The sequence below is a fragment of the Pseudomonas sp. NFX183 genome (genome assembly GCF_047943075.1).
Lineage (GTDB): Bacteria > Pseudomonadota > Gammaproteobacteria > Pseudomonadales > Pseudomonadaceae > Aquipseudomonas.
The window spans coordinates 788,166-802,996 of sequence record NZ_CP181333.1 but is presented as its reverse complement, the minus strand read 5'-3'; the positions used below and the strand labels follow the sequence as shown (position 1 = coordinate 802,996).

13 protein-coding genes are annotated in these 14,831 nt (G+C 58.9%); 6 read left to right on the top strand and 7 right to left on the bottom strand.

Annotated features, from left to right (window positions below; translation table 11 throughout):
- Nucleotides 1–59 precede the first annotated feature (59 nt).
- The 3 genes from nth to metG form a co-directional block, all read right to left on the bottom strand.
- Nucleotides 60–698: an endonuclease III gene (nth, locus tag ACM530_RS03925; protein ID WP_106577263.1), complete on the bottom strand. Its 639-nt coding sequence runs from the start codon at nucleotides 696–698 to the stop codon at nucleotides 60–62.
- A gap of 98 nt (nucleotides 699–796) precedes the next feature.
- Complete coding sequence (gene rsxB / locus ACM530_RS03920; RefSeq protein ID WP_416364299.1) at nucleotides 797–1,960, bottom strand: electron transport complex subunit RsxB; 1,164 nt, start codon at nucleotides 1,958–1,960, stop codon at nucleotides 797–799.
- A gap of 234 nt (nucleotides 1,961–2,194) precedes the next feature.
- Nucleotides 2,195–4,246: a methionine--tRNA ligase gene (gene metG / locus ACM530_RS03915; RefSeq protein ID WP_145161581.1), complete on the bottom strand. Its 2,052-nt coding sequence runs from the start codon at nucleotides 4,244–4,246 to the stop codon at nucleotides 2,195–2,197.
- Nucleotides 4,247–4,418: 172 nt separating this feature from the next.
- Here metG and apbC point away from each other — a divergent pair, with 172 nt between their 5' ends.
- Entirely contained in the window at nucleotides 4,419–5,513 is a 1,095-nt protein-coding gene (gene apbC / locus ACM530_RS03910) for an iron-sulfur cluster carrier protein ApbC (RefSeq protein WP_416364298.1), read from the top strand.
- Between the two features lie 498 nt (nucleotides 5,514–6,011).
- Here apbC and fdxA read toward each other — a convergent pair whose 3' ends face one another.
- The 4 genes from fdxA to ACM530_RS03890 form a co-directional block, all read right to left on the bottom strand.
- The gene (gene fdxA, locus ACM530_RS03905) at nucleotides 6,012–6,335 is read right to left on the bottom strand and encodes a ferredoxin FdxA (protein ID WP_003208688.1); all 324 of its coding nucleotides are present in this window, start codon (nucleotides 6,333–6,335) and stop codon (nucleotides 6,012–6,014) included.
- Between the two features lie 142 nt (nucleotides 6,336–6,477).
- Nucleotides 6,478–9,069: a DNA mismatch repair protein MutS gene (gene mutS / locus ACM530_RS03900; protein ID WP_242194395.1), complete on the bottom strand. Its 2,592-nt coding sequence runs from the start codon at nucleotides 9,067–9,069 to the stop codon at nucleotides 6,478–6,480.
- Between the two features lie 320 nt (nucleotides 9,070–9,389).
- Nucleotides 9,390–9,671, bottom strand: coding sequence for a DUF3077 domain-containing protein (locus tag ACM530_RS03895; protein WP_416364297.1), 282 nt, complete (start codon nucleotides 9,669–9,671; stop codon nucleotides 9,390–9,392).
- Between the two features lie 671 nt (nucleotides 9,672–10,342).
- The gene (locus tag ACM530_RS03890) at nucleotides 10,343–11,965 is read right to left on the bottom strand and encodes a methyl-accepting chemotaxis protein (RefSeq protein ID WP_416364296.1); all 1,623 of its coding nucleotides are present in this window, start codon (nucleotides 11,963–11,965) and stop codon (nucleotides 10,343–10,345) included.
- Nucleotides 11,966–12,334: 369 nt separating this feature from the next.
- Here ACM530_RS03890 and ACM530_RS03885 point away from each other — a divergent pair, with 369 nt between their 5' ends.
- The 5 genes from ACM530_RS03885 (at nucleotide 12,335) to ACM530_RS03865 (ending at nucleotide 14,824) form a co-directional block, all read left to right on the top strand.
- Nucleotides 12,335–13,078 (top strand): LexA family transcriptional regulator, encoded by a 744-nt coding sequence (locus ACM530_RS03885; RefSeq protein ID WP_262210630.1) that lies wholly within the window; start codon nucleotides 12,335–12,337, stop codon nucleotides 13,076–13,078.
- Nucleotides 13,057–13,383 (top strand): hypothetical protein, encoded by a 327-nt coding sequence (locus tag ACM530_RS03880; RefSeq protein ID WP_416365144.1) that lies wholly within the window; start codon nucleotides 13,057–13,059, stop codon nucleotides 13,381–13,383. The genes ACM530_RS03885 and ACM530_RS03880 overlap by 22 nt, the downstream gene beginning before the upstream one ends.
- Before the next feature lie 294 nt (nucleotides 13,384–13,677).
- Nucleotides 13,678–14,022 (top strand): phage holin family protein, encoded by a 345-nt coding sequence (locus tag ACM530_RS03875; protein WP_416364295.1) that lies wholly within the window; start codon nucleotides 13,678–13,680, stop codon nucleotides 14,020–14,022.
- A gap of 95 nt (nucleotides 14,023–14,117) precedes the next feature.
- A complete protein-coding gene (locus tag ACM530_RS03870; protein ID WP_416364294.1) occupies nucleotides 14,118–14,303 on the top strand; it encodes a Com family DNA-binding transcriptional regulator in 186 nt (61 codons plus the stop codon).
- A 5-nt stretch (nucleotides 14,304–14,308) separates the two neighbouring features.
- Entirely contained in the window at nucleotides 14,309–14,824 is a 516-nt protein-coding gene (locus ACM530_RS03865; protein WP_416364293.1) for a hypothetical protein, read from the top strand.
- Nucleotides 14,825–14,831: the final 7 nt, after the last annotated feature.

The following is a 14,831-nucleotide window of genomic DNA, read 5'->3' as shown; positions in this document are numbered from 1 at the left end:
ATCCATGAACGGGTAAAAAAGATTTTTTCAATCGACTGATCGAGAAAACCAATGATCGCTCAATCGTCGGACGTCTTGTCCTTGTATTCGCACAGGTCTTCGATACGGCAGCTCCCGCAGCGAGGCTTGCGGGCCTGGCAGACGTAACGTCCATGAAGGATCAACCAGTGGTGGGAATCGAGAAGGTAGGGCTTGGGCACGAACTTCATCAGCTGTTTTTCCACCTCAACGACGTTTTTGCCGCGAGCGATACCGGTTCGGTTGCTGACGCGAAAAATATGCGTGTCCACCGCCATGGTCAGTTGTCGGAACGCCGTGTTGAGCACCACGTTGGCCGTCTTGCGACCCACGCCCGGCAGCGCTTCCAGGGCTTCGCGAGTCTGCGGCACTTCGCTGCCATGCAGCTCGACGAGCAGGCGGCAGGTCTCGATGACATTCTTGGCCTTGCTGTTGTACAAGCCGATGGTCTTGATGTACTCCGACAACCCGTCCACACCCAGTGCGTAAATAGCCTCCGGCGTATTGGCCACCGGGTACAGCTTGGCTGTGGCCTTGTTCACGCCAACGTCCGTGGATTGGGCCGACAGAATCACCGCAATCAGCAACTCGAATGGCGACGAGTAGGCCAGTTCGGTTTTGGGCTCAGGATTGTCTTCGTGAAACCTGCGGAAAATTTCCAGGCGTTTTGCGGCGTTCATGGGGCGGGTGTTTCCTTGCAGGCTGTCGTCGTAGTTTCAAAAGTGCAGGCGTTGCAGGATAAACCATCGCCACCTTGCCCGGCAGCGCCTGTCGCGGATCAATCGCCGGTATGCGCGTCCACTTGGCGCTGCGCTTGCTCCAGCGTGTGTTGTGCGGCTTTCAGCTCATCCGCGGTGGTATGCGGTTGGCGTTGTAACCTGCTGACGTCTGCGCGCGCGTAAGCCAAGGCAGTTTTAAGCTGGCGCAGTTGAGTGTCGATGGGGCGTTTTTCCACACGCTGCAACTCAGGTCTTGGCTGTTCACTGACGGCCTCTGCGTCATGCAGGGTTTGCTCTGCGGTGGCCAGCGCGGCACTCAAGGTTGCCAATTGCTGCTCGTCAGCATTACGGTCCTGGGCCTTCTTCAATTCGGCGCGGTGCATCGCCAGCTGGATTTTCGCGCGCTTGAGTTCAGGGTCTTTGGCGGTCGGCGGTGGAGGCGGACTGTTCGCCTCCAGTGCGCTGAGCGCCTGCTCTGCTGCTTCGAACTGCTGCTGCAGGACTATCAGTTGCGACTGTTGCTCAAACGTCGGCGGATGACCAAATGCCTTCAAGGATTTATGCAACTGGGCGCGACTCATCGCCACGGTGATTTTGGCTTTCTTGACCGCTGCATCCTGGGCTGCCTGAGCACTGTCGGTGTGCACAGGCACACTCGGCGTCGGACGTTTGGCTCGCGCCAGGCGTTCGGCGAGTTTATGTGCATCCTTACGTTGCAGCCGCGCGTTGCGTTGCTCATAGCGCCGCCGCGCCCGGTCGCGCTTGAGGGCACGCGCATGGCGCTGCTGATCATTGGCAGCCAGGCCGCCAACAATCGGCAGCACGCTCGTGGCTGGACGCATCTCAATGCAATCGACAGGGCAGGGCGCCACACACAGGTCGCACCCTGTGCACTCATCAATGATCACGGTGTGCATCAACTTGGCGGCGCCGACAATCGCATCCACCGGGCAAGCCTGGATGCATTTGGTGCAGCCGATGCACTCGGCCTCGCGAATATAAGCGACCTGGGCGGGAGCCTCGCCTCGGCTGGTGTCCAGTTCCAGCACCTGCACGCGCAGCAACTGCGCAAGGCCGGCGATGGTTTCCTGCCCACCGGGCGGGCACTTGTTGATTGCCTCGCCCTGAGCGATGCCCTCGGCGTAAGGCTTGCAGCCCGGGTGCCCGCATTTGCCGCATTGGGTCTGCGGCAGCAGCGCGTCGATACGTTGGATCAAAGTCATGGGGTGATCATTGGCATGCCGGTTAGACAAACAGGGCGTGTAGGGGTGAGCCCGCTGGTTGTGGGTGTCGGCTTTTTTGTGGCGAGCGGGCTTGCCCCGCGTTGGGCTGCGAAGCGGCCCCACCAAGGCCACCGGGTTTCCACAGGTAGAACCGGGTGTTTGGTTTAGGGGCCGCTACGCGCCCCAACGCGGGGCAAGCCCGCTTGCCACAACAAGGCTGCGCGCCACATCGTTTTACTTGATCCGTTGCCCCGGTTTGGCACCGCTATCAGGGCTCAACAGGTAGATCTCTTCACCGCCAGGGCCCGCCGCCATCACCATGCCTTCGGAAATACCGAACTTCATTTTCCGTGGCTTGAGGTTGGCAATCATCATGGTCAGGCGACCATCGAGCTTGGACGGGTCCGGGTAAGCGCTTTTGATCCCGGAGAACACGTTGCGTTGCTCATCACCGATGTCCAGGGTCAGGCGCAGCAGCTTGTCGGCACCTTCCACGGCTTCGGCCTTGATGATCAGCGCAACGCGCAGGTCGACGGCGGCAAAAGCGTCGAAGTCGATTTCCGGGGAGAGCGGGTCTTTGGCCAACTCGCCATTGCCGGCCGGTGCCGATTCGCCGGTGTCGGTCTGGCTGGCGACCAGGTCTTCTTTCGAAGCATCGGTCATCGCCTGCACCTTGACGGGGTCGATACGGGTCATCAGCGGCTTGAACTCGTTCAACTGATGGTTGCTGAGCAAGGTGGCGTGGTCATTCCAGGTCAGTGGCGCGACATTCAGGAACGCCTCGGCGTCAGCGGCCAGCAATGGCAACACCGGCTTGAGGAAGATCACCAGCTGGCGGAACAGGTTGACGCCCGTGGCGCAGATCGCCTGAACTTCAGCTTGCTTGCCTTCCTGCTTGTTCAGCGACCACGGCGCCTTATCGGCGATCCAGGCATTGGCACGGTCGGCCAGGCCCATGATTTCACGCATGGCGCGGGCAAAGTCACGCGCTTCATAGGCGTCGGCAATGCTTGGCGCGGCGGCCAGGAAGGCCTCAGTCAGTTCCGGTGCGGCGTTCTCGGCCACCAACAAACCGCCATTACCCTTATGGATAAACCCGGCGCAACGGCTGGCGATGTTGACGACTTTGCCCACCAGGTCAGAGTTGACCTTCTGTACGAAGTCTTCCAGGTTCAGGTCGAGGTCGTCGACGCCACGGCCCAGCTTGGAGGCGTAGTAGTAGCGCAGGTATTCCGGCGACAAGTGGTCCAGGTAAGTGCGCGCCTTGATAAAGGTGCCACGGGACTTGGACATCTTCTGGCCGTTGACCGTCAGGTAACCGTGCACGGCGATGCCGGTTGGTTTGCGGTAGCCCGACCCTTCAAGCATCGCCGGCCAGAACAGGGCGTGGAAGTTGACGATGTCCTTGCCGATGAAGTGATACAGCTCGGCGGTGGAATCCTTGGCCCAGAACGCATCGAAGTCCAGCTCCGGCGTGCGGTCGCACAGGTTCTTGAAGCTGGCCATGTAACCGATCGGCGCGTCCAGCCACACGTAGAAATACTTGCCCGGCTCGTCCGGAATCTCGAAGCCGAAGTACGGCGCATCGCGGGAGATGTCCCACTGCTGCAGGCCGGCATCCAGCCATTCGGCGATCTTGTTGGCCACGGCGTCTTGCAGGGTGCCGCTGCGCGTCCAGGTTTGCAGCATCTGCTGGAAGTCCGGGAGCTTGAAGAAGAAGTGCTGGGAATCCTTGAGCACCGGAATGGCGCCAGAGATGGCCGAGCGCGGGTTCTTCAGGTCAGTCGGTGCATAAGTGGCACCGCACTTCTCGCAGTTGTCGCCGTACTGGTCTTCAGTGCCGCATTTCGGGCAGGTGCCCTTGATGAAGCGGTCGGCCAGGAACATTTTCTTTTCCGGGTCGAAATATTGCGTGATCGAACGCGTGGCAATGTGCCCGGCGTCGCGCAAGCGCGTGTAGATCAGGCTCGACAGCTCGCGGTTTTCGTCGGAGTGGGTCGAGTGGAAATTGTCGAAGTCAACCAGGAACTCGGCAAAGTCGGCGCTGTGTTCAGCCTGCACATTGGCGATCAGTTGTTCCGGGGTGATCCCTTCCTTTTCGGCGCGCAACATGATGGCCGATCCGTGGGCGTCGTCTGCGCAGACATAAATGCATTGATTGCCGCGATGCTTCTGGAAGCGCACCCACATATCGGTCTGGATGTACTCAAGCATATGGCCAAGATGGATAGAACCATTGGCATAGGGCAGGGCGCTGGTGACGAGGATCTTGCGTGGCTCGGACATGGGGCTCGGCTACTTGATGAAACGGAGGTCGGCCACTATAAAGCGCCGGGAAATATATTTCACCCCGTGGCGCTGTTTCTGAATCTTCCCGGGGCGCGAAAGCATGCCGCTTGGCGGCTGGAACGGTTAGGATAGCCGCCTGTTTCAGTCAGTCTTTTTTCGGGAGTAGCCCATGAGCGCCGTCAATCGCGCAGCGGTGGAAGCCGTTCTTCGCCAATACACCGACCCCTATTTGAACCAGGACCCGGTCAGCGCCGGCTGTGTACGCGCCATCGACGTGCAGGGCGACCAGGTTTCGGTCCAGATGGAGTTGGGTTATGCCGCCGGCCTGTTCAAGAGCGGTTGGGCGCAGATGCTGCAAATGGCCATCGAGGGTCTCGACGGTGTGCGTTCGGCCAAGGTCGACATCCAGTGCGTGATCGCCGCGCACAAGGCCCAGGCGCAGATTCCGGGTTTGGCCAACGTCAAGAACGTGGTCGCCGTGGCATCCGGCAAGGGCGGCGTGGGCAAATCCACCACGGCCGCCAACCTCGCCCTGGCGCTGGCCCGCGAGGGAGCCCGCGTTGGCATTCTTGACGCCGACATTTATGGCCCAAGCCAAGGCGTGATGTTCGGTATCGCCGAAGGCATCCGGCCCAAGGTCAAGGATCAGAAGTGGTTCGTGCCGATTGAATCGATGGGCGTCGAGGTCATGTCCATGGCCTTCCTCACCGATGACAACACGCCGATGGTGTGGCGCGGGCCGATGGTGTCCGGCGCCTTGCTGCAGTTGGTCACCCAGACCGCCTGGGGCGACCTGGATTACCTGGTGATCGACATGCCGCCAGGCACCGGCGACATTCAGCTGACCCTGGCGCAGAAAGTCCCGGTGGCCGGCTCGGTGATCGTGACCACGCCCCAGGATCTGGCGCTGCTGGATGCGAGAAAAGGCGTCGAGATGTTCCGCAAGGTCAACATCCCGGTGCTGGGCGTCGTGGAAAACATGGCGGTGCACATCTGCTCCAATTGCGGGCATGCCGAGCACCTGTTTGGCGAAGGCGGCGGCGAGAAGCTGGCCACGCAATACGGCGTTGAAGTGCTGGCTTCATTGCCGCTGGCGATGGAGATTCGTGAGCAGGCTGATGGCGGCAAGCCTACCGTGGCGGCTGAGCCCGATGGGCAGATCGCTATGATCTACCAGGAGTTGGCCCGTCATGTAGGCGCGCGCATCGTCCTGCAGGAAGCGGCTGCGCCGGCAATACCGACGATTACGGTCAGCGACGACTGATCAGCCTGAAGGAAAAGAAGCCTCGACAGTGTCGGGGCTTTTTCTTGTCCGCAGGAAGGTCAACCGGGCGCTGTTGCGCTTTTACGCATTGGCGCGTGTAAGCATTCACTTACTTTTTCGTAAGTTTTTGGGTTTTTTACCGGACGTGGACATCTGGAAATGGCGAGAGACTTTTCTATCTTGTTGAAATATAACAATTATTTATTGTCGTTTTAGCGATGAAGCTCTTCAGCCCAACCGTTGGATCCCGTTGAACTTCCCTTGGAACTCTCTAACATCAGCCCTGTGTCCACGGATTGACACAGCCATCAAGGAACGATGGTTGAAGGAACGTCGCAGGATGCGATTCATCAGGATGATGAAAAAGGAATACAGGGACTAGGGAAAAAATGTGGGCGGGTCATACCGCCCCTTTTTTTTGCCTGTAGAAAAGTAAAACCCGCCCCGCAGAAACGCAAAAAGGCCCGCAAGGGGCCTTTTTTATTGGGCGACGGCGCTTCAGCGCTCGAGGTCTGCAATCTTGCCCTTTTTGCCATCCCACTCCGCGGCATCCGGCATCGGATCCTTGCGTTCGGTGATATTCGGCCAGATTTCCGCCAATTCGACGTTCAACTGAATGAATTCCTGCATCTCTGCCGGGACTTCGTCCTCGGAGAAAATAGCGACGGCCGGGCATTCTGGTTCACACAGGGCGCAGTCGATGCACTCATCCGGATGGATAACCAGGAAGTTCGGGCCTTCGTAGAAGCAGTCCACCGGACACACTTCGACGCAGTCGGTGTACTTGCACTTGATGCAGTTGTCGGTAACGACGAAGGTCATTTCTAATTCTCTCCTCAGGCGGCGGCAGCGAAACCCCTTGTGGTGGGGCTCGCGAGGTTCGGGAGCGATAGTCTGCAGGCCAGGCTAAAAGCCCGCAGCATCCCAAACCGCGCGAGATTCTATCAGCTTGCAAGCGTCTGCGTTATATCCGAACTTGCAGTGCATATAACATTTCTAGCGCTTTACGCGGGGTCAGGCCGTCCAGGTCAAGCTTGGCCAGTTCATCCAGCACCGGGTGAGGCAGGCTGGCGAACATGTCGCTCTGGTGCGGCGCGGCCGGTTTGCTGCTGGCTTTTTTAGGGCTTGCCACCACGGTTTCATGGGGCAAGGCCGTGGTTTCCAGGCGGCTGAGGTGCTCGCGAGCGCGGGTGATCACGTCGCCCGGCACACCGGCCAATTGCGCCACGGCCAGGCCGTAACTCTGGCTCGCCGGCCCTGGCAGCACGTGGTGCAGAAACACGATACGTTCGTTGTGCTCAGTGGCATTGAGATGCACGTTGGCCACCAGCGGCTCGCTTTCCGGCAGCACGGTCAGCTCGAAATAGTGCGTGGCGAACAATGTATAGGCGCGCAAATGCGCCAATCGCTCGGCCGCCGCCCAGGCCAGCGACAGCCCGTCGAAGGTGCTGGTGCCGCGGCCGACTTCGTCCATCAGCACCAGGCTGCGTTCGGTCGCGTTGTGGAGGATGTTGGCGGTTTCGCTCATTTCCACCATAAAGGTCGAACGGCCACCGGCCAGGTCATCGCTGGAACCGATCCGCGTGAAAATACGGTCGACCAGCGACAACTCGCAACTGGCCGCTGGCACAAAGCTGCCGATATGCGCCAGCAGCACGATCAACGCGGTCTGGCGCATGTAGGTGGATTTACCGCCCATGTTCGGACCGGTGATCACCAGCATGCGGGTGTCGTCATCCAGCGACAGGTCGTTGGCGACGAACGGCGTGGTCAACACCTGCTCCACCACCGGGTGACGCCCCTGCACGATGCGCATGCACGGCTCGCTGACAAACCGCGGGCAGTTCAGGTCAAGGTTCAGCGCGCGCTCGGCGAGGTTGCTCAACACATCCAGTTCCGCCAGGGCCGCGGCGGTGTCCTGCAGCGGCGCCAGACGGCTGATCAAGTCTTCGAGCAGGGCTTCATAGAGCATTTTCTCGCGCGCCAGGGCGCGGCTCTTGGCCGACAGCGCCTTGTCTTCAAATTCTTTGAGCTCCGGCGTGATGAAACGCTCGGCACCTTTGAGCGTTTGGCGACGCTGATAGTCGATTGGTGCCGACTCGGCCTGCTTGCTCGGCAACTCAATAAAGTAGCCATGCACGCGGTTGTAACCGACCTTCAAATTGGCCAGGCCAGTGCGGGCCTTTTCGCGAGCTTCCAGGTCGATCAGGAATTGCCCGGCGTTTTCGCTCAGCGATTGCAGTTCATCCAGCTCGGTGTCGTAACCGGTTTTCAGCACACCGCCGTCACGGATGATGGCCGGCGGGTTGTCGATGATGGCTTTTTCCAGCAGCGCTGCGAGGTCCGGGTAAGTGCCGGCGGTCACGGCCAACTGTTGCAGGTGCGGCGTGTCGAGATGGGCCATCGCCGCTTGCAACTGCGGCAGCGCGCTCAAGGCATCGCGCAGACGCGCCAAGTCACGCGGCCGCGCGTTACGCAGGCCGATCCGCGCCAGGATGCGCTCGATATCGCCGATTTCCTTCAACTGCGGCTGCAGCGTTTCAAAGCGATAGCCATCCAGCAGGCAGGTAATAGAGGTTTGGCGCGCTTGCAGCACGCTCAGGTCGCGCAGCGGCCGGTTCAGCCAGCGGGTCAGCAAGCGGCTGCCCATGGCGGTCTGGCAACGGTCCACCACCGATTGCAGCGTGTTGTCGCGGCCACCGGCCAGGTTGGTGTCCAACTCGAGGTTGCGACGGCTGGCGCCATCAAGCACCACGGTGTCGTCCAGGCGCTCATGGCGCAGGCTGCGCAAATGCGGCAGGGCGGTGCGCTGGGTTTCCTTGGCATAACCGAGCAGGCAACCGGCGGCGCCGATGGCCAGGGTCAGGGTTTCGCAGCCGAAGCCTTTGAGGTCTTGCACCGAGAACTGCTGGCACAAACTTTTCAGCGCCGAATCACGCTCAAAATCCCACGGCGCACGACGCTTGGTCCCACGACGCTTTTCTGCCGGCAAGTCCTTCGGCCAATCATCCGGAATCAACAACTCCACCGGGTTGATACGCTCCAGCTCCGCCAGCAGGTTCTCCCAGCCCTTGATCTCCAACACGCTGAAATTGCCGCTGGTGATATCCAGCACCGACAGGCCGAACAAACGCTCATCGCCCAACACCGCTGCGATCAAGTTATCGCGACGCTCATCCAGCAACGCCTCATCACTCACCGTACCCGGCGTAATAATGCGCACCACCTGACGTTCAACCGGCCCCTTGCTGGTCGCCGGGTCGCCGATCTGCTCACAGATCACCACCGACTCGCCCAGCTTCACCAGCTTAACCAGGTAGCCTTCCAACGAATGGTAAGGAATCCCACACATCGGAATCGACTGCCCCGCCGACTGCCCGCGCGCGGTCAAGGTGATGTCCAGCAACTTGGCAGCCTTCTTCGCGTCTTCGTAGAAGATCTCGTAGAAGTCGCCCATGCGATAGAACATCAACTGATCAGGGTGCTGGTTTTTCAGACGCCAGTACTGCTGCATCATCGGCGTGTGGGAGGACAGATCGGAGGTGTTTTTACTCATTGGATAGTAGGCAAATTCGTTGAAAGTGATGGGGCAAAGGGGGCGCGTGGTCCAGTGTCGATCAGTTAAAAGTGCGGACGTCCAAACACAGCAGGTCAAAGGTGGGAGCTGTAGCTCGACAGCTCCCACATTTATCTTCGGTGTCTGCCCAATCGTGGTCGCACAACTGATCGGCATCGGGCGCTTGGCCCAGCATTTGTTGCGATGGGCGCAAGGTTAACACGTGAAGTCGGCCCTTCGCAGGTCGCAAACGGCCAGGTAAAACACAAAAAAGGGCGGCGCCTTTATATAAGCGCCGCCCTTTTTTACGGTTGCCCGATTTACTGAATGTTACCGGGCGAATCCAACACCTTCACCACATCATCCACCACCGCTTTCGCCATCTCCTGCAAGTAATGCGACGCCCAGGCGTAACGATCCGTCTCCTTGGTCATCGCCGCATCTTCTGCGAGCTGCTTGGCAACGTGGAGGAGGTCGGAGGCGTGGTGCAAGGCTTCGTGCAGGGCAACACCGCTGTTGACGCGCAATAGAGGTTGGTCGGAGTGGAAGGAGAAGGGGGTGACGCCCAGGGTGGTTAATGCAGACGGATTTGTAGCGGTCATCGGTAAAACTCCCATATCAATTGAGAGCTACCACGTTCGTTATCAGGCGAATTGGGTGGCAGCTGTGCGCAGGCTGATAAACCGGAGATACAGGAACCCGGCAGACCCGAAGGTCTCCCACGCACAGCCGCCATTGCACGAATTGTGAGGCGAAAAAAAACGCCTGCAAATCGAGTTTTGGGGGCGCTTGGTGCGCCTGCATCTTGCCGGGTTATCAGGCCCGATCGCTGAATTGGCAGCGACGGAGGGGAGGGTAGCGTGGTGGTGGGGTGGGCGCAACTGGGAAAAAGGGGAGCCTCTTTGCTTTGCCAGTTGCCAGCGGACCCATGCGGGAGGATACGCCCCGCAAATGATCACCTAACGATAAGAGCCCTGACCTGCGGCCACTTGAAAAGGTTTGGCTGCGCTACTCAATCACCGCGCTCGAAAAAGCGGAGACCCAATTATTGGATCTAACGCAGTTGCTGCCAAAAGTGCCTGGCCAAAAAGCTGTCCAGCATGGCAGCAAAAAAGCATACGTTTCGTCGATTAAGTATCACCGCCGCAAGGTTACACATGCTGAGAGTCTTTGGTCTGAGCATTTGCCCCGTGTAAGGCTATGACCAAATACGGGGCTCGGTCTTCCAACATGGCTGCTCAGCCTGAAGCCGATCTAAACGCTAACGGTCCGACTAAGCACTCAGGCGTGCCGTCACTTCGTTCAACTGCCCTGACAACCCGTGAAGGTTGCGGCTTGCCGCTTCGGTGCGCTGCATGTTGTCCAGGTTGGTACTGGCAATCGTGGTGATTTCGGTGAGGTTGCGCGAGATGTCTTCCGCCACCGAGGTTTGCTCTTCGGCGGCGGTGGCAATCTGGCGGTTCATGTCGCGAATGGCTTCTACGGCATGGGTGATGCGCTCCAGCATGGCGCCGGCCTCATTCACTTGCGCGACACTTTCTTCACTGCGCGACTGGCCACTTTCAATCGCCTGAGCCGCGTCCACCGCGCCGGTTTGCACCGTTTGGATGATCTGGTTGATTTCGATGATCGACGCCGCCGTACGCTGGGCCAGGCTTCGTACTTCGTCGGCCACGACCGCAAAACCGCGTCCGGCTTCACCGGCACGGGCCGCTTCGATCGCCGCGTTCAGCGCCAGCAAATTAGTCTGTTCGGCGATGCCGCGAATCACTTCCAGCACCTTGCCGATGCGGCCGCTGTCGGTTTCCAGGCGACGGATGACCGTCGCTGTGTTGGCGATCTCGCCACGCATTTGAGTGATGGTGTGAATGGTGCCCCGCATGACTTTTTCGCCCTGCTGTGCGGATTGGTCGGCATCATCGGCTGCGCGTGCGGCATCGGCTGCGTGACGGGCCACTTCCTGGGCGGTGGCGGACATTTCGTTCATCGCCGTGGCCACCTGATCGGTACGGTCGAACTGCTCGTTGGTGCCGCTGGCCATGAGACCCGCGATGGTACTTAACTCGCTACTTGCGCTGTCCAGATCCTTGGCGCTGCGCTGCAAGCGGTTGAAAGTTTCGGCGAGAAAGTCGCGCAAAGTGTTGGCGGCCATGGCCAGTTTGCCCAACTCGTCTTCACGGCTACTGGCCACGCGTTCGGCAAATTTGCCTTGGCTCAGTTGCGCCACGTAGTCGATCAGCTTGCGGATGGGGTCAACCAAGTTGCGGTTGATGAGCCACAGGCTCAACAGGCCGATCAACAGACCCGAGGCGAGCATTACGATAATCCCCAACATCACCGTGCGCTTTGCACCCGCGCTGATCTGCGTCGATTGCTCGGTGCCCTGCTTGCGCAGTTCGCCGACAAGTTCGCTCATCTGGTCGCTGGTAGCACGGTCGACGCCTTTAACGGCGGCGTCGCCTGCGCTGGGGTCTGCACCCGCGGCGATATAGGCATCGCGACCTTTCTGGTAAGCGCTGCCCAGCTGACGGTGTTCGTCACGCAGGCGTTCGATGCGGGCCTTGAGTGGGCCGTCCAGGCCTTTCTGGTTAGCCAGTTCGCCGAGAATCCCTTGTACATCGCGCTGACGTTCTTCGAATTGCTTCCAATATTTATCCAGGTCTGCCGGCTGCTTGCCCCTTAGTAATACGTTTTTCCATTCCTGCACCTGCACCTTGAATTGCAGGTTGGCCTCGTCGATCAATTGCGACGTGTGCAGCGGACCTTCGATTAGGTTGGCGTAGTTTTGCACGCCGTTGGACAGGAAATGAAAGCATGCCAAAGCAATCAGCAACATCGCCAACAGGCTGCCGCTCAGCAGCGCGAGGATTTGAGTTCTTAGGGATCTTTGCAGCATCGGATGATACTCATGACAGGAATTAGGTACGCCTGGTTGGGCGTAAAAGACGTCCAAACATCCCTGTCTGCGGTTCCGGTTTGTAGCCGGAGCCGCGCAAACTAACACCTGTGGTATCGGCCTTCCAGGGCGGTGCTTGAGACGAGTCCGACCGTCGGTGCCTCATGAATTCTCGGTTATCGTCCTCCCATAAATAACCTCTTGTTTGAAGATGAGATGAATGACTGCTCTTGGCTGATAGCAGTCTCTCAGACTTTGAAATTGACGAGTGCTTAGGCCCCATTACTTACCGACGTGTTGGATTACGTTTTCTGACTTTGCATAAATTATGCAAATTAGCATTTGCCAACCCCCAAAACACCCGGCACTATCCGCGTTATGCAAAAACGCAACGTTTCTACCGTCTTAAGAGAACTGCTGGACCGCGACCGGATCTCCCCCACGGAGCTTCACCGGCGTACCGGCGTGCCTCAATCCACACTCTCGCGGATCCTCAGCGGCAAGATCGTTGATCCGTCGGACAAGCACATCTCGCGCATCGCCGAGTACTTTCGCGTCAGCACCGACCACCTGCGCGGGCGCGCGGCGGCGGGGGCTTTGCGCGATGACGGGCGCGACCCGATGCATTCGGAACTCAAGGACATAAGCCTGTGGGATGACGACACGCCCGTTAATGATGACGAGGTGTCGATCCCCTTTCTGCGCGAGGTTGAATTGGCTGCTGGATCAGGAAGATTCGTCATCGAGGAAAGCGAGAAGGCCAGCCTGCGGTTCGGCAAGCGCAGCCTGCGGCATAACGGTGTGCAGTTCGACCAGGCCAAGTGCGTGACGGTGCGCGGCAACAGTATGTTGCCGGTGCTGCGCGACGGCGCCACGGTCGGGGTGAACGCAGGCAAGAGTGGCATTGGCGACATCGTCGATGGCGACTTGTATGCCATCAACCATAATGGCCAGTTGCGGGTGAAACAGCTCTACCGCCTGCCTTCCGGGATTCGTCTGCGCAGTTTCAATCGCGATGAGCACCCGGATGAGGACTACAGTTTCCAGGATATCCAGGATGAGCAGATCAGCATCCTCGGCCATGTATTCTGGTGGGGCATGTACGCCCGTTAACCTCCTTACGTAAGACAAAGCCCGCCAGTGCGCGGGCTTTTTTTCGTCTGCAAAAAACCGGCAAACCCTTCACCCGCAAGGCTGAAAATGCATCCGTGCATTTATCGCAGAAAAATAAATGCATTTGTGCATTGACTGTATATGCATACATGCATATTCTTCATCTCAAGCCAGCCAACAAGGTGGTGGAGGCGGCAAGGATGCTGCCAAGGAAGACAAGGACGACACGCAACATCGGCAAGGACGCCATCGAAGCGATGGCAGGGATGCCAGGCAACACCGGCAAGGATGCCGACGCTCTTTAGTTTCAACGCTTCAAAAACAGGCAGCGATGAACCGGCCTAATAACGGTTCAGAGGGTTGGCAACTGACCCGGGTGTGCAGCGTAAAGCACCAGAAGCAGTTATCCGGCAGACAGGGATCGTGGTCGGAAAAACATCTTAGGAAAGGTCCGTACCGCGCCAGTAGCGCCGAAAGACCGAATCTGGACCGCATTACTGAAAAGCCCGGGCGACCGGGCTTTTTGGAATGCCTACCTATAAATGGATTTACCCAACAAGCCGGCCCTTTGCCGGTAATGCTCAGCCAGGAGGCGTGACATGACAAACGAGCAGCAAGCGTTAGCGGAAATGCCTATCTGGCTGGTGATCGCACTGGCCCTGATCGGTGGTGTATCCGGCGAAATGTGGCGCGCCGACAAGGAGGGCGCACGCGGTTGGTCGCTGATCCGGCGCCTGGCCCTGAGGTCCGGAGCGTGCATGGTCTGTGGGGTGTCAGCCTTGATGCTGTGTTACGCCGCGGGCATGTCGATCTGGACCGCTGGCGCCATTGGTTGCCTGACCGCGATGGCGGGTGCCGATGTGGCCATCGGCCTGTATGAACGCTGGGCCGCCAGGCGTATCGGCGTCAATGACCCTCCCGTTCCACGCCAGGATCAACCGTGATGGGGTGCGATGACCGCGTATCCGCCGCGGTGAATGAGTCAAGCCCGTAGCTTCACGGTACGACCGGGCCATAAATTCGCGAAAGGAGTCCCTCAATGCTCAAGGACCTCAGATGCGGCAGCTGCAAAAAATTACTTGCCCGAACGGGTGAGTGCAATGAGCTCCAGATCAAGTGCCCCCGGTGTGGGACGTTGAATCATGTGAAGGCCGCGAGCCTCGAGCAATCGCCTTTGAGCGACGTAAAAGCGGAATCCTCCGCGATAAATCGACCAAAAAGGTGATCAACATGTCCAGTAGTGGATTTCATATTATTCCGTTTACCGAAAACGGAAGCTCGGTACTTCCTCCCCGCAACTTCATGCTGGTCGGGCAGTACCTCGAGTCTCCCAGCAAGCAGTACAAGCTGATCCTGGAGGCTGACGCAAACCTGGTGCTTTACGATAACGGCGTCAAAATCTGGGTAGCCGATAGCGCTGTACCTTACACCTATGTAGACGACCGTCCTAACTCGGATCTGGTCAACTGCTTCTACATGCAAGGTGGAGCCTTTCTCGTTGACCACGTGCATAGCCGCACATGGGTCGCCCTGACCAGCTGGATTCCAGTGAGTGACCAGGCTGGCCGACCAGACCGTACCTACCTGCAGTTGCAGGACGACGGCAATATCGTCTTGATTGATGGCGTGCCGATGTGGGCGCGTTTTGGCTTTACCCCCACTGCGGCGCCTACGCCTCACGTGTTCTATCCAGATCACGGTACCGGTCCTCTGCCTTCCTTTCCGGCATGGAGCTGGACCTTCTAACGCCGTT